The following is a 14,459-nucleotide window of genomic DNA, read 5'->3' as shown; positions in this document are numbered from 1 at the left end:
CCGCCCGGGGGCTCACCCGGGCGACAGGAAGGCGCGGAGCTCGGCGTCGAGCAGGTCGGGACGGTCGAGCATCGGCACGTGCCCCGCGCCGGGCAGCACCCGCACCCGCGCGTCCGGCAGCGCCCGCGCCACCCATCCCGTCCCGCCCACCGGCACGAGGGCGTCGCGGGCGCCCCACACCACCATGGTCGGCACCGCGGGGGCCCGTGCGATGCCGGGTTCGCCGTCGTGGGCCAGGATCTCCCCGGCGGCGCGCAGCAACGCGAGGGGCGAGCGGGTGGCGATGTCCGTCATGACGGTCAACGCGGCGGGGGGCGGCAGGCCGAGCACCGTCCGCAGCGCCGGCAGCACGTTGCCCGCCAGGGCGGGCGAGGCGGTCCGCACCGGCGGGCCGATCAGCACGAGGCGGTCGACCGCCTCCGGTCGCGCGACCGCGACGCCCAGGCAGACCATCGCCCCGAACGAGTGCCCCACGAGCGACGCCGGCCCGAGGGCGAGGCGGTCGAGCAGCCCCCCGAGCACGACGGGGGCGTCCTCCAGCCGGAACCGCCGGCCGCCGAGGCCGTAGCCGAAGCCCGGCAGCTCGGGCACGATCACGCGATGCGCCTGCGACAACGCCGCCACCGTCCGGCGCCACCAGCGGGCGGATCCGCCGAGGCCGTGCACCAGCACCACGGCCGGTCCCTCACCCGACGCCTCGTAGCGCACCACGTGGCCGGCGAGGCGCACCCGCGTGCCCTGGGCACGTGGACCGCGGCGGGCGGCGTCCGCGTCCACGCGCGGCTGCTGCGCCCCGCGGGACGTTCCGCGGGCCCCGTCGTGATGGTCCACGGGCTCGGTGTCTCGGCCGGCAGCCTCGGGCCCCTCGCCGAGGAGCTCGCCCGGGACCACGTCGTGCTGGTCTGCGACCTCCCCGGCTTCGGCCGGACCGACTCCGACGCCATCTGGAGCACCGGCGCCGCCGCCGACGTCCTCGAGGAGGTCCTCGCGCTCCGCGGCATGGGCCGGGTCACCCTCGTCGGGCACTCGTGGGGGTGCCACGTCGCCACGGTCCTCGCGGCGCGCCACCCGGGGCGGGTCCGCGCCCTCGTGCTGCTCAGCCCCGCCTTCGACGGCCGTGGCGGGGCCGCCGGCCAGGTGGTCCGCCTCGCGGTCGACAGCCCCATGGAGCGGCCGTCGCTCGTCGCGGGGGGAGCCCGCGACTACCTCCGCGCCGGCCTGCCCCGGGTGCTCGCCACCCTCCGCGAGGCCTCCGCCCTGCCGCTCGACGAGCTCGTCGTCGCGGTCCGCGCCCCCGTCCTCGTCGTGCGCGGGTCCCGCGACCCCCTCACCACCGGCCGGTGGGCGCGGCGCATCGCCGTCCGCGCCCGGCGCGCCCGCATCGTGGTCATCCCCCGCGCCGCCCACGGCCTCGGGCACGACGCGCCGCGGGCGGCGGCCGGCGCGATCAGGGCCTTCCTGGCCGGGGAGGGGCATCGGCCGAGGATGGCAGCCCCCGGGGGCCGCCGCCCCGCCGGGGACGGCGCCTAGGAGGCCGGCGTGGCGAGCCCGTCGGCCGGCGCCGGCGCGACGTCGACCTCGGGGACCCCGTCCACGAGCACCGCGCCCGCCGCCGGGGCCGGCGACGACGACGTCGCCGCCTGGGCGAAGGCGCGCGGGATGTCCCCGCCGCGCTGCCAGGCCAGCAGGTACGGGTAGGGGTTGACGCTGTCACCCGCCGCCGGGTGGATCTCGAAGTGCAGGTGCGGCGGCGTGGTGATGGCCTGGCCGGTGTTGCCGACGAACCCGATCACCTGGCCGGCGCTCACGCGGGCGCCCTCCACCGCGGCCGGCGCGTAGGCCGACAGGTGGGCGTAGTAGAAGGCGTTGCCGGCGTCGTCGGTGAGCCACAGGCGGTTGCCGCCGAGGGTGTTCACGCCGACCCGCGAGAGGGTGCCGTCGGCGACGGCGACCAGCGGGGTGCCGGTGGGTGCGAAGAGGTCGTTGCCGTGGTGCCACCCGGTGCCGGCCCGGGGGGCGGCGTAGTCGTCGGTGAAGCCGACGTCGTCGCCGACGACGGGGAAGACGTAGCCGTCGCCCGACACGACCGCGGCCCGCGGGGCGGGGCGCACCGGCAGGCCGAGGCTCGGCGTCGCCGCCAGCGGGATCGCCGCCGGGTCGGGCGCGGCGGCGGCGCGGGGCGCGGTGGCGGGCGCCGCCGGCCGCGTCGTCGCCGGGGGGTCGGCGGGCGCCTCCGCGGCGGGCGCGGCGCCGCGCTCCGCCACGAGGTCGAGGTGCCCGATCACGAACGGCTGCCCGATCACGGCGGCCGCCGCCGGGTCGGTGACCTCGACGCGGAGGGCGTTGGCGCGCAGGCCGCCCGTGCCGTCGGCGACCGTCTCGAAGAAGACGAGCGCGCCGACGCCGGGGACCGCGACGCGGGATCCCGGCCCGACGGGGACGGGGGCGCCGTCGACGGTCACGCCCGAGGCGCCCGACGACGTCAGCCCCGTCGCGCCGGCGTCCGTCCCGTCGCCGGCGCGTGCCGCCATGCGCAGCGACGCGACGGTGACCCGCCCGTCGAGCAGGCGCAGGCCCGACGCCGTGATCGACCCCTCGGCGGTGGCCCCGGTGCCCGCCGAGGACGCGCCGACGCGCACCGATACGGAGGCGACGGTGCCCCCGCCCGCGGGCCGCAGGCCCCCCACGGAGGCGGTCCGCTCCGCGGGGCCGCCGGTCGTCGCGGTGGCGCCGCCCTGGGCCCCGCCGGGGAGCAGGGCGGCGTAGCCGCGGGCCTGCGCGGAGGGCGGGGCGGCCTGCCCCAGGAGGGCGGCGGGCAGGAGGATCGCGGCCCCGAGAGCAGCGGCGACGAGCGCGCGGAGGAGGCTCACGGGCCCCATCATCCTCGGCGGGACGGACGGCTTCAACACCGGGGGGCGGGCGCGACGGCGTTGTGCGGGCGCGCGGAACGGTGGTAGCGTGCGCCGGTCGGATGGAGCCGCCCTGGCTTCGCGCGCCCTGTCCCCGCTGCAGGAGACCTGCTTCCTGAGACCCCTGCGACACCTCACGGCCCTCGTGGCCTGCGCCGTCCTCGCCGCCCTGTTGGCGTTCGGCGCGGGGACCGCCACCACCGAGCCGGCCGCGATCGAGGCCCAGCGCGCCCGGGTCGCCGAGCTCCAGGCCGAGCTCGACAGCTACAACACCCAGGTCGAGGTCGCCGCCGAGGCCTACAACGGGGCCCGCTATGAGTTGCAGCAGGTGAACGGCCGGATCGAGGAGAACACGGCCCGCACCCGCCAGACCGAGCGGGACCTGGGGGCGTCGCGTGAGGCCCTCGCCGAGCGCCTCCGGGGCCTGTACGCGACGCCGCAGCCGAGCCTTGCGGAGGTGTTGATCACCAGCGGCTCGATCGCCGCCGCCAGCGACCAGATGGACCTGTTGGACCGCGTCGGCAGCCAGGACGCCGAGGTCGTCGGTGGGTTGCGTGAGCACAAGGCGGCGTTGGTGCGGTTGAGGGCCCAGTTGGTGGAGGACCGGGCGACGGCGGCCGAGGCCGTCGCGGCCCGGGAGCGGGAGAAGGAGCGGATCGAGGGTCTGCTCGCCCAGCGTCAGGCGGTCCTCGATTCGGCGAGCGCCGAGTTGCGTGGCCTGATCCGCGCCGAGGAGCAGCGCAAGGCCGCCGAGGCCGAGGCCCAGGCCCGCCTCGCCCGCCAGCGCGCCGCCGCCGCCGAGGCCGCCGCGTCGACCCCCTCCGCCCCCGCGGCCGCGTCGGCGCCCGCCGCCGACCCGGCCGACCCCGCCGCCGCGACACCCGCCCCGAGCGCCCCGCTGCCGAGTGGCAGCGGCAACGCCGCCGCGGCGAGCATCGCGATGCAGTACCTGGGTGTCCCCTATGTGTGGGGTGGCGCGTCGCCGTCGGGTTTCGACTGCAGCGGCCTCGCCTCCTACGCCTACGCCCAGATCGGCAAGAGCGTCCCCCACTACACGGGGGCGATCTGGGCCGCGTTCCCGAAGGTCCCCTCCAGCGACCTCCAGGTCGGCGACCTCGTCTTCTACCGCGCGGACCTCGGGCACATGGGCATCTACATCGGCGGCGGCCAGTACGTCCACGCACCGCAGACCGGTGACGTCGTGAAGGTCTCGAGCATGAGCGGCCGCAGCGACTACCAGGGCGCCGTCCGCCCCTAGGGTCCCCCGGTCCCGCGCCGCGCCCTCAAGGGGCGGCGCGCGGGGGCCGACGATAGAGGGGATGCCCCGTCGCCTCCCCGTGCGGCGCGCCTTCGTCGCGACCCTCGCCATCGCCCTCCTCGCCGCCCCCGCCGCGCCCGCCGTGGCGGCCACGGCCGCCGAGTTGGCCCACGCGCGCGACCGCATCGACCGCACGTCGGCGCAGCTGGCGCAGGCGAGGACGGCCGCCGAGCGGCTCGGCGGCGCCGAGCGGCGGGAGCTGGAGCGCCTCGAGCGGCGGCTGCTGCGCCAGAAGGAGGACCTCATCGCCCTCGAGTCGGGCATCGCCGCCCGCCACGCGCAGGAGACCGCCGCCCAGGAGGAGGCCGCCAACGACGACCCCCTCGCGACCCCCGCCGGCCCCGGCGACGACCCGGACGGGCCCGTCGTGGTGCTCGCCGAGCCCCCCGCCGAGCGGCCCGCCGCCACGGCGACCCCCGGTGCGGGCGGGGCCGTCATCCCGCTCCCCGACGAGCGGCGCCCGGCCGTCACCGGCGACGACCGCACCCTCGCCGCGCAGATCGACGGCTACCTCGCGTCGAAGGCCAGCCCGCTGACGGGCCTCGGCGCGGTCTTCGTGACCGAGTCGCGCGCCGTGGGCCTCGACCCCCGCTTCCTCGTGGCGATCAGCGGCGCGGAGACGAGCTTCGGCACCTACGGCCCCTCGCAGGGCATCCACAACCCCTTCGGGATGGGTCCGGGGATCGTGTACCCCTCGTGGTCGGACGGCATCGGGGCGGCCGCGCGCAACCTCGGCGGGAACCTCTACGCCGGCTCGGGCCTGACGACGATCCCGGCCATCCAGGGCCGCTGGGCGCCGAGCGGCGCCGACAACGACCCGACGGGGCTGAACAACAACTGGGTCCGCAACGTCTCGACGTACTACGCCGAGCTCGGGGGCGACCCGGCCACCGCCGTGTTCACCGCCGGCGCGTCCACCGCCCCCTCCCCCACCGCCACGCCCGCGACGGTCACGACCGCCACCGGCCCCGGGGGCGCGCCCGTCGTGTCCCCCGCCCTGCCGGTGGTCGTGCCGGAGGTCGCCCTCGGATCGTCCGGCCTCGGCGCCGCGGCGGCCCAGGAGGCGCTCGGGGAGCTCGGCACCCGGACCGTCCGCGGCGGCCAGACCCCCGCCCGCGGCTTCGACGCCGCCGGGCTCGTGGCGTGGGCCTACGCCGAGCAGGGCGTGACCCTGCCGCGCGGCGTGGTCGCCCAGTCGCGGGTCGGCACCGCCGTCGCCCCCGCCGACCTCGAGCCGGGCGACGCCGTCTTCTTCTCCGACCCGACGGGCCTCGTCGAGCACGTCGGCCTCTACGCCGGCGACGGCCAGTTCGTCCACGCGCCCGGCCCGGGCGAGTCGGTGACGATCTCGTCGCTCTACGAGCCGTACCATGCCGAGTCGTACGCGGGGGCCCGCCGCTACTAGCTCCTCCGGGTCCCCCGGGTCCGCGGCGCGGCGAGGGGGCGTGACATCGGGGGGATGCGGCTCTCACGGCTGCAGGTGATCGGCGCGGCCGCCCTCTTCTCGACGGGCGGCGCCGCCATCAAGGGGACGAGCTACACGGGGATCCCCGAGGGCCTTGAGGTCGCCGGGTTCCGGTCCGGCATCGGCGCCCTCGTGATCGCGCTGGTGCTGCCCGCCTCCCGGCGCGGGTGGACGTGGCGCACGTGGGCCGTCGGCGCCGCGTACGCGGCGACGGTGATCCTCTTCGTGCTGGCGAACAAGCAGACGACGTCCGCCAACGCCATCTTCCTGCAGAGCGCCGCGCCGCTGTACGTGCTCGTCGCGGGCGTGGTGGTGCTGCGCGAACGGGTGCGGCGGCCCGACGTGCTGCTGATGCTCGTGCTCGTCGCCGGCCTGTCCCTGTTCCTCGTGGACCCGGGCGACGCCGTCGCGACGGCGCCGGATCCCGCCCTCGGCAACGCCCTGGCCGCGGCGTCGGGCGTGACCTGGGCCGCGACGCTGCTCGGCCTGCGGTGGCTCGGCCGGGGGGCGGGCGGCGCCGGCGGCGCGGCGGGGGCGACCGTCACGGGCAACCTGATCGCCGCCGCGATCTGCATCCCGACGGCGATCCCGCCCACCGGCGACGCGGCCGACTGGCTCCTCATCGCCTACCTCGGCGTCGCCCAGATCGGGCTGGCCTACGTCCTGCTGACGTCCGCGGTCCGGCACGTCCCGGCCTTCGAGGTCTCGCTGCTGCTGCTCGTGGAGCCGGCGCTCAACCCCGTCTGGTCGTGGATCGTGCACGGGGAGCGCCCCGGAGGGGCGGCGATCGCCGGTGGCCTGCTGATCCTGGGGGCCACCGCCGCGAAGGTCGCGCTCGACGGGCGGCGCGGCACGACCACGGCCCTGGAGCCCCCGACCCCCGCCGCGCCGCCGTGACCCGCGCCCGGCGGGCCGGTAGCGTGGGGCCGGTGCGCCTCCCCCGCCCCCTCCGCGTGGTGCTCCCGGTCCTCGCCGTCGCCGTCCTCGCCGCCGTCCCGTCCGGCGCGGCGGCCGCCGACCCCCCGTACCGGGCGGTGGTCCGGGCCCTGAGCCCCCAGGAGCGGGCCGACATGACGCCGTCGGTGTGGCGGCGGGGCTGCCCCGTCGGGTTCGCGCGCCTGCGCCACGTGAGCGTCCCGTTCGTGGGCTTCGACGGCCGCGTGCGCCGCGGGGCGATCGTCGTGCACGACGCCGTCGCCCGGGACGTCGTCGAGGTCTTCCGCGCGCTCTACCGGGCCCGCTTCCCCATCCGGCGGATGCAGCCCATCCAGCGCTACGGCGGCGACGACTACGCCAGCATCGAGGCCGACAACACCTCGGCGTTCAACTGCCGCGCGGCGACCGGGTCGGGGCGCTGGTCGCAGCACGCGTACGGCCGGGCGATCGACCTGAACCCCCTCGAGAACCCCTACGTCTCGGGCGGCACCACCTCGCACCGCGGCAGCGTCCGGTACCTCGACCGCCGCGCCCGGCCGGGCGTGATCGTCGAGGGCGGCGTCGTGACCCGGGCGTTCGACGCCCGCGGCTGGGAGTGGGGCGGCCGCTGGAGCGGCACGATCGACTACCAGCACTTCTCCGCCGACGGGGGCTGAGGGGCCCTGCCCGCCTCCCCCGTCCGGCTGCGCCCCCCCGACGGCCTCCTGGTCGCCGGCTTCGACGCCATCCGCGCCGAGACGGGCGTGCCGGGGGACTTCCCGCCGGAGGTCGAGCGCGAGGCTGCGGCCGCGGCCGCGGCGTCGCCCGCGTCCCCCGGCGACGGGCGCGCCGACCACCGCGACCTGCCGCTGCTGACCATCGACCCGGAGGGGTCCCGCGACCTCGACCAGGCCGTCGCGATCACGCGGCTCGGCGACGGGCACCGCGTCCACTACGCCATCGCCGACGTCGCCGCGCTCGTCGCCCCGGGCGGGGCGGTCGACGCCGAGGCGCGGGCGCGGGGCGTCACGGTCTACATGCCGGACCGGCGGTCGCCCCTCCACCCCGCGGCGATCGGCGAGGGCGCCGGCAGCCTGCTGCCGGGGGAGGACCGCCCGGCCCTCCTCTGGACGATCGACCTCGACGCCGCCGGGGAGCCGGTCGCGGCGGACCTGACGCGCACCGTCGTCCGCAGCCGCCGGGCGATGTCGTACGCCGAGGCCCAGGCCGCCATCGACGCCGGCGGGGGGGACCCGACGCCGGCCCTGCTGCGGGAGGTCGGCCTGGCGCGCCTGGCGCGCGAGGCGGAGCGCGGCGGCGTCAGCCTCAGCGTGCCGGTGCAGGAGGTCGTGGCGCAGGACGACGGCGGCTTCGGGCTGCGGTACGAGACCCCGCTCCCCGTCGAGGACTGGAACGCCCAGGTGTCGCTGCTCGCCGGGATCTGCGCCGCGCGGATCATGATCGACGGGGGCGTCGGGCTCTTCCGCACGCTCGCCCCCGCGGAGCCCCGCGACCTCGCGTCGCTGCGGCGCAGCGCGCGGGCCCTCGGCGTCCCCTGGGCCGAGGGGGCGCGGTACGGGGACGTGGTCCGCGCGCTCGACCCCGCCGACCCGCACCACGCCGCGTTCGCGGTCCGCGCCGCCCGCCTGTTCGGCGGGGCCGCCTACACCCCGTGGCGCCGGGAGGACGGCACGGAGCCGCCGGTGCACGCCGCGATCGCCGCCGTCTACGCGCACGTCACGGCGCCCCTTCGGCGCCTCGCGGACCGCTTCGCCAACGAGATCGTGCTCGCGTTCTGCGAGGGGCGGGAGCCGCCGGCGTGGGCCGTCGCGCCGCTCGACGAGATCGCCGCGACGATGGCGGCGACCGGTCAGCGCGAACGCCAGGCGGAGCGCGCCGCCATCGACCTGGTCGAGGCCGCCGTGCTCGCCCCGCGCGTCGGCGAGAGCTTCCCGGCCGTCGTCACCGACGTCCGCGACGACCGGGTCACGGTGCAGGTCGCCGACCCCGCGGTCGTCGCCCCGCTCGAGGACGGCGCCGCCACGCCCGGCGAGCGGATCTCCGCCCGGCTCGTGACCGCCGACCCCGCGACCCGCCGCGTGCGGTTCGCGCGGGGGCCGGGCTAGTGGCCCGACCGGGCCACTAGGCCCGCCCGCCCCCCGGGGTCCAGAGGACGTCGCCGGCGGCGCCCTGGTTCACGGCCCGCGCGAGGATGAAGAGCAGGTCGGAGAGGCGGTTGAGGTAGGCGATCGCCTCGGGCGTCACGGTCTCCGCCTCCGCGAGCGCGACCGCGGACCGCTCGGCCCGCCGACAGATCGTCCGCGCGAGGTGCAGGCCGGCGGCGGCGGGCGACCCGGCGGGGAGGACGAAGCTCGTCAGGTCGGGCAGCGTGTCGTTGATCTCGTCGCACCAGCCCTCGAGCCGGGTGACCTGGTCGGGGGCGATGCGCAGGCGATCGCGCGTCGCGTCGCCGTGCGGCACGCAGAGGTCGGCGCCGACGTCGAAGAGGTCGTTCTGGACCTGCGCGAGCCACCCGTCGAGGCGCGGCTCCAGGCCGCCCTGGGCCCGCGCGACGCCGAGGGCGGCGTTCAGCTCGTCCACGTCGCCGTAGGCCACGACGCGGGGGTGCGTCTTGCGCACCCGGCTCATGTCGCCGAGGTGGGTGTCCCCCTCGTCGCCGAGCCGGGTGTAGATGCGTGTGAGGCGGACCACGCGGCGGACCCTACACCCGGGCGCCGCCGCCCCGGATCAGGCGGCCGGGCCCAGGAAGTTGAGGGTGAAGAACACCTGGCCGTCGCAGGCGCGCGCGGCGCCGACGCCGGCGAAGCGCCAGTCGCGGGCGAGGATGTTGGCGCGGTGCCCGGGGCTGGCGAGCATCGCCTCGAACGCGATCTCCGCGGTGGACGCCATCGCGATGTTCTGGCCGCCCTTGCGGCCGTCGGCCCAGGGCAGGACGCCCTCGTGGGCGAAGCGCGCGCCCTTGGCCATCGCGACGCTCTTCGCGCGGCCGGCCTTACGGAGGACGGGGTTCACCTTGACCTTCGGCGCCTTCGCCGCCTTGCGCTGGTTCGCGATGAGGCGGTTCATGGTGACCTCGTCGCCCTTGGCGGGGGTCACGGTGCAGGTGGCCGGGGCGGCGGCCGCCGGGCCCGTCAGCGCGGTCAGTGTCAGACCCGTGAGGGCGGCACCGATTCCCGCGCGCAGCGCTCTGCGCAATCCGTCGTCCTTCCGTCGGGGCAGCTCCATCGGCCGGGGTGGCACGACCACCGGCGACGCGATTGGGCGACCCTAGGGGACGGGAACCGGGCTGGCCAGTCGGCTTGCGTTTTTCTCACATTCGAAAACATCGCGTGTTCCGGCGGACCCGCCGGCTTCACCCCGCGGAACGTCGCACCAGCCGCAGCGCCTGGGCCCGCGTGGTGACGGCGCCGACGGTCTGCGCCTCGCGCAGCTCCTCGACCACCGGCCCGAGCCACGCGCCGGGCGGTCGGCCGGCCGCCGCGGCGATCTCGTCGCCGGCCAGCAGGGGCGTCACGGGTCCGCGGTCGACGAGCGCGAAGTGGGCGTCCATGACCTCCCGCGCCAGCACCAGGTGGCGCCGGACGGCCGACTCGGAGGTCCGGGGACCGCGGGTGGCGAGGCGGTCGGCGACGGAGAGGACGATGATCTCGACCTCGGAGGGCGCGGTGAGCCGCAGGTAGCGGTCGATCTGCCGCAACGACAGCGGCGTCAGGTGGACCATGAAGCCGAGCGGCAGGTGCCACCGGACCCCGCGGGCCACGGTGTCGCGGAGCCGGGCGGACGTGCGGAGGCGGCGCATCAGGGCCTCGACCATCTCGGCGCCGAGGCGGTCGTGGCCCATGAACGTGACGCGCCCCTCGGGGGTGACCGCGCGGGTGGCGGGCTTCGCCATGTCGTGCAGGAGGGCGGTGAGCATGAGCCCGTCGCGGGCGGTGAGCTCGTCGGCGAGCGGCGCGGCGAGGACCTCGGAGACGCGGGGCGCCCGCCCCCGGAAGACCTCCGAGGGGTCGGCGCACAGGTCGGTGACGTGCGTGACGACCTCGAGGACGTGTCCGAGGACGTCCTTGTGGTGGTAGGCGCTCTGGTCGAGGCCGCGCGACTCCTCGAGCTGCGGAACGAGGGCCCCGAGCACGCCGATCGCGTCCATGCCGGCGAACGCCCGGTCGGGGCGCGGCAGCCGCACGATGCGGCCGAGCTCGTCGGCGAGGCGCTCCCCGGGGGCCTCCCAGACCCGGGCGGCGTCGGCGCGCGCCCGGTCGCGTGTCCCCGGCTCCACCGTGAACCCGGTCTCCTCCGCGATGCGCGCGAGGCGCAGCAGCCGCACTGGGTCGTCGGCGAGGGCGCCGGGGCGCACGATCCGCAGCAGGCCGGCGGCGAGGTCGGCGCGCCCGCCGTGGGGGTCGATGACCTCGGGGTCGCCGCCCGCGGGGGCCACGGGGACGGCCATCGCGTTGACGGTGAGGTCGCGCCGCGCCAGGTCCTCCACGAGGTCCGGGCCCTGCAGGGGGGTGATGTCCACGGACGCCGTCAGGTCGCCGCCCTGGACCCGCCAGGCGCCGAAGTCGCGCGACAGGCGGAAGCGCGTCGCGCCGTGCGCGCGGGCGAGGGCGCCGGCGGCGGCCGCGGCGTCGCCGTCGATGGCGACGTCGATGTCCACGGGGGGATCCGCCGCGCGGCCGGTGAGGGCGTCGCGCACGCCGCCGCCGACGGCCCACGCGCGGTCCCCCAGGGGCGCGAGGGGCGCGGTCAGGGCCCGGAGGGCGTCGGAGCTCACGGCAGGTGCGTCCGGGGCACGCGCGGCCCCACGGCGCAGGTGACCTCGTAGTTGATCGTCCCGCGCCAGCCGGCGACCTCCTCGGCGGTGATCCGGTCGCCGCCCTGGGCGCCGAGCAGCACCACCTCCTCCCCGACCGCCTCGGCGCCCTCGGGGCCGAGGTCGACGGTGAGCTGGTCCATCGAGATCGTCCCGACGACCGGCACGCGCCGCCCGCCGACGAGCACCTCGGCGTGCCCCGCCAGCGCCCGCGCCCAGCCGTCGGCGTACCCGACGGGCACCAGGGCGACGCGGGTACCGCGCGCCGCGCGCCAGCGGCGGCCGTAGCCGACGCTCTCGCGCGACCGCAGCGTCTTCACCGAGGCGACGTAGGAGCGGAGCGCCATGACGGGCCGCAGGTCGTGGGCGGCGGGGTCGCCGCCGAACGGCGAGCAGCCGTAGAGGGCGATGCCGCACCGGACCATGTCGAACGCGGCCCGCGGCTCGCGGAGGGTCGCGGCCGAGTTCGCGATGTGGGCGGAGGCCCCGGGGAACCGCGGCCGGAGCGCCGCGGCCGCGGCCCGGAAGCGGATGAGCTGCTCGCCCATGAAGGCGGCGTTCTCGCCGGTCGTCTCGTCGGCGGTCGCGAAGTGGCTCATCAGGCCCGCGACCTCGACGTCCCCGGCGTCCTGCGCGGCCGCGGCGGCGTCGGCGAGCGCGGCGACGTCCTCGGGGCGGGCGCCGAGGCGGCCCATCCCCGTGTCGAGCTTGAGGTGCACGCGCGAGCAGCCCGCCGCGACGGCGGCGGCGACGCCCTCGGGGGTCCATGCGGCGACGTCGGCGCCGCAGGCGGCGGCGCGCGCCCACTCCCCGCCGGTCAGGGGACCCATCACGAGGAGCGACCCGTCGAGGCCGGCGGCGCGGAGCGACTCGGCCTCCGCGACGGTCGCGACCCCCAGGTCGGTCGCGCCCCCCGCCAGGGCGGCGGTCGCCACCGGGACGGCGCCGTGCCCGTACCCGTCGGCCTTCACGACGGCCATGAGCCGCGCACCGCCCGCGGCGCGGGCCAGCACGCCCGCGTTGTGGCGGACGGCGGACAGGTCGATCCGCGCCTCGGCGCGGACGTCCGTCACCCGTGCTCCCCGGCGATCGCGCGGGGCAGCGCGTCCCGTACGTCGGACGCGATGGTGCCGTCGCCGCGGTCGGCGAGCTCGCCGGCGCGGGCGTGCGCCGCCACGGCCGCGACGGCGGCGGGCAGCGGGTCCATCCCCTTCGCGAGGGCCGCGGCGACCGCCCCGGTGAGGACGTCGCCCGTCCCGGCGGTCGCGAGCGCGGCGGTGCCTCCGTCGGTGACCACCGCCGTGCCGTCGGGCGCGGCGGTGATCGTCCCCGCCCCCTTCAGGACGACGACGGCCCCGGCGCGCGCCGCGAGCTCGCGCGCGCAGGCGAGGCGGTCGGCCTCGACGTCCGCCCGGGGGCGGCCGAGCAGGCGCGCCGCCTCGCCGGCGTGCGGGGTCAGCACGGTCGGGCCGCGGCGCCCGGCGACGCGCTCCGGGGCGTCGCCCAGGTGCCAGAGCCCGTCGGCGTCGATCACGACGGGCGGCGCGAGGACGTCGATGAGCGCCTCGACGGCGGCCGTGGTCGCCGCGGCCCGGCCGAGCCCGGGGCCGATCGCCACCGCCGACGCCCGCCGGGCCTCGCCCAGCACGGCGTCGACCGAGGACGGGGCCAGGTGGCCGTCCTCGTCGGGGACGGGGGCGCACATCACCTCGAGGAGGTGCGCGGCGACGAGCGGCTGCACGCCGGCCGGCACCGCGGCCACGACGAGCCCCGCGCCGGCCCGCAGCGCCGACGACGCCGCGAGGGCCGCGGCGCCGGTGAGGCCCGGCGACCCGGCGACGACGAGGACGGACCCGGAGGCGTACTTGTCGGACGCGGCGCCCTTCGCGGGGATCGCGGCGATCACGGCGCGCGGCGCGAGCCACGCCGCCGGCGGGGGGGCGACGAGCCGGGGGATCCCGATGTCCACGACGACCACGCGCCCGGAGCGCCCGAGACCGGGGGCGACGTGGAGCCCCGTCATGTCGCCGTGGAAGGTGACCGTGAGGTCGGCGCGCACGGCGGCCCCCGCGACGCGTCCCGTGTCGGCCTCGACGCCGGAGGGGACGTCCAGGGCCACGACGGGCCCCGGATGGGCCGCCAGCCACTCCACGGCGGCCCCCAGGGGCCCGTGGGGGGCGCCGGTGGCCCCGGTGCCCAGCAGGGCGTCGACGGCGACGGCGGCGGCGTCGTGGGGGGCGGCGGGGTCGAAGGGCGCGACGTCGATGCCGAGGGTCGCCGCGATGCGGGTCATGAGCGCGGCGTCGGGCGTCGCGGGGGCGCGTCCGCCGGGGGCCGCGACCCGCACCCGCCAGCCGGCCTCGGCGAGGTGGCGCGCGACGACCATCCCGTCGCCGCCGTTGTTCCCCGGCCCGACCAGGATGTCGGCGGACCGGGCGTCCGGCCACGCCGCCTCGATCTCCCGGGCGGCCGCGAGGCCGGCGCGCTCCATCAGCACGACGGAGGGGATCCCATGGTCCTCGGAGGCCGCGCGGTCGGCCTGGCGCATCGCCTCCGCGTCGAAGAGCGGCGTGCAGCCCGGGACGGGCGGTCGGGATGGGTGCGAGGCGGCGGCCACGGCGGGCCCGCATCCTCGCAGATCAGCCCCCGGAGGCCTCCGCCACCGCGAAGGCCATCGCGGAGTCGCGGCCGTGGGTGAGGGACACGTGGACGCGGTCGACCCCGAGCTGGCGGGCGCGCTCGGCGTACCGGCCGTGCAGGGCGATCGTCGGGGCCCCGCGTCCGCGCACCACCTCGACCTCCCGCCACCGGGTCATCCCGATCCCGAGCGCCTTGCCGACGGCCTCCTTCGCCGCGAAGCGGGCGGCGAAGTGCTGGGGCGGGAAGGGCTTGCGGGAGCAGTAGGCGGCCTCGGCCTCGGTGAAGCAGCGCTCGGCGATGCGCGGGCGGCGGCGCAGGGTCTCCGCGAAGCGGTCGATCTCCATGACGTCCACGCCGACGCCCACCACGGCCATACCC

General features: G+C 78.2%; 14 protein-coding genes. 6 read left to right on the top strand and 8 right to left on the bottom strand.

Annotated features, from left to right (window positions below; all coding sequences use genetic code 11):
- Window positions 1–12: 12 nt before the first annotated feature.
- Window positions 13–729: an alpha/beta fold hydrolase gene (locus IU369_RS05510; RefSeq protein ID WP_217923572.1), complete on the bottom strand. Its 717-nt coding sequence runs from the start codon at window positions 727–729 to the stop codon at window positions 13–15.
- On the opposite strand from IU369_RS05510, the gene IU369_RS05505 reads away from it, so the two are divergent.
- Window positions 712–1,530 carry an alpha/beta fold hydrolase gene (locus IU369_RS05505; protein WP_217923571.1) on the top strand — a complete coding sequence of 273 codons (819 nt, stop codon included), beginning with the start codon at window positions 712–714 and terminating at the stop codon, window positions 1,528–1,530. The two genes, IU369_RS05510 and IU369_RS05505, sit on opposite strands and share 18 nt — an antisense overlap.
- On the opposite strand, the gene IU369_RS05500 is transcribed toward IU369_RS05505, so the two are convergent.
- A complete protein-coding gene (locus IU369_RS05500) occupies window positions 1,527–2,870 on the bottom strand; it encodes a M23 family metallopeptidase (RefSeq protein WP_217923570.1) in 1,344 nt (447 codons plus the stop codon). The genes IU369_RS05505 and IU369_RS05500 overlap by 4 nt on opposite strands.
- 88 nt (window positions 2,871–2,958) lie before the next feature.
- Here IU369_RS05500 and IU369_RS05495 point away from each other — a divergent pair, with 88 nt between their 5' ends.
- The 5 genes from IU369_RS05495 to IU369_RS05475 all read left to right on the top strand — a co-directional run bounded on the left by IU369_RS05495 (window position 2,959) and on the right by IU369_RS05475 (window position 8,733).
- Window positions 2,959–4,167, top strand: coding sequence for a C40 family peptidase (locus IU369_RS05495; RefSeq protein WP_217923569.1), 1,209 nt, complete (start codon window positions 2,959–2,961; stop codon window positions 4,165–4,167).
- 61 nt (window positions 4,168–4,228) lie between these two features.
- Window positions 4,229–5,632, top strand: a complete 1,404-nt coding sequence (locus tag IU369_RS05490) for a C40 family peptidase (RefSeq protein ID WP_217923568.1) — start codon at window positions 4,229–4,231, stop codon at window positions 5,630–5,632.
- A gap of 54 nt (window positions 5,633–5,686) precedes the next feature.
- Window positions 5,687–6,589, top strand: coding sequence for a DMT family transporter (locus IU369_RS05485; protein ID WP_217923567.1), 903 nt, complete (start codon window positions 5,687–5,689; stop codon window positions 6,587–6,589).
- Window positions 6,590–6,621: 32 nt separating this feature from the next.
- On the top strand, window positions 6,622–7,284 hold the full coding sequence (locus IU369_RS05480) for a M15 family metallopeptidase (protein WP_217923566.1): 663 nt from the start codon (window positions 6,622–6,624) through the stop codon (window positions 7,282–7,284).
- 87 nt (window positions 7,285–7,371) lie between these two features.
- Entirely contained in the window at window positions 7,372–8,733 is a 1,362-nt protein-coding gene (locus IU369_RS05475; RefSeq protein WP_217923565.1) for an RNB domain-containing ribonuclease, read from the top strand.
- A 16-nt stretch (window positions 8,734–8,749) separates the two neighbouring features.
- Here the strand turns inward: IU369_RS05475 and IU369_RS05470 are convergent, their stop codons facing one another.
- The 6 genes from IU369_RS05470 to IU369_RS05445 all read right to left on the bottom strand — a co-directional run bounded on the left by IU369_RS05470 (window position 8,750) and on the right by IU369_RS05445 (window position 14,455).
- Window positions 8,750–9,319 (bottom strand): cob(I)yrinic acid a,c-diamide adenosyltransferase, encoded by a 570-nt coding sequence (locus IU369_RS05470; RefSeq protein WP_217923564.1) that lies wholly within the window; start codon window positions 9,317–9,319, stop codon window positions 8,750–8,752.
- 36 nt (window positions 9,320–9,355) lie between these two features.
- A complete protein-coding gene (locus tag IU369_RS05465; RefSeq protein WP_217923563.1) occupies window positions 9,356–9,823 on the bottom strand; it encodes a CAP domain-containing protein in 468 nt (155 codons plus the stop codon).
- A 157-nt stretch (window positions 9,824–9,980) separates the two neighbouring features.
- Window positions 9,981–11,402, bottom strand: coding sequence for an HD domain-containing protein (locus tag IU369_RS05460; RefSeq protein WP_217923562.1), 1,422 nt, complete (start codon window positions 11,400–11,402; stop codon window positions 9,981–9,983).
- Window positions 11,399–12,514, bottom strand: coding sequence for an alanine racemase (gene alr, locus IU369_RS05455; RefSeq protein ID WP_217923561.1), 1,116 nt, complete (start codon window positions 12,512–12,514; stop codon window positions 11,399–11,401). The genes IU369_RS05460 and alr overlap by 4 nt, the downstream gene beginning before the upstream one ends.
- The gene (locus IU369_RS05450) at window positions 12,511–14,058 is read right to left on the bottom strand and encodes an NAD(P)H-hydrate dehydratase (RefSeq protein ID WP_217923560.1); all 1,548 of its coding nucleotides are present in this window, start codon (window positions 14,056–14,058) and stop codon (window positions 12,511–12,513) included. Before IU369_RS05450 ends, alr begins: the two co-directional genes overlap by 4 nt.
- A gap of 22 nt (window positions 14,059–14,080) precedes the next feature.
- Entirely contained in the window at window positions 14,081–14,455 is a 375-nt protein-coding gene (locus tag IU369_RS05445) for a holo-ACP synthase (protein ID WP_217923559.1), read from the bottom strand.
- Between the last annotated feature and the right edge of the window lie 4 nt (window positions 14,456–14,459).

The sequence above is a fragment of the Miltoncostaea oceani genome (genome assembly GCF_018141545.1).
In the GTDB taxonomy this organism is placed as follows: Bacteria; Actinomycetota; Thermoleophilia; order Miltoncostaeales; family Miltoncostaeaceae; genus Miltoncostaea; species Miltoncostaea oceani.
The sequence above is the reverse complement of the archived record's forward strand: the minus strand, read 5'-3'. Positions and strand labels throughout refer to the sequence as shown.

Coding starts and splice junctions, on each gene's coding strand:
- IU369_RS05445 (WP_217923559.1), bottom strand. CDS start 14,455: ATGGCCGTGGTGGGCGTCGGCGTGGACGTCATGGAGATCGACCGCTTC.
- IU369_RS05485 (WP_217923567.1), top strand. CDS start 5,687: ATGCGGCTCTCACGGCTGCAGGTGATCGGCGCGGCCGCCCTCTTCTCG.
- IU369_RS05490 (WP_217923568.1), top strand. CDS start 4,229: ATGCCCCGTCGCCTCCCCGTGCGGCGCGCCTTCGTCGCGACCCTCGCC.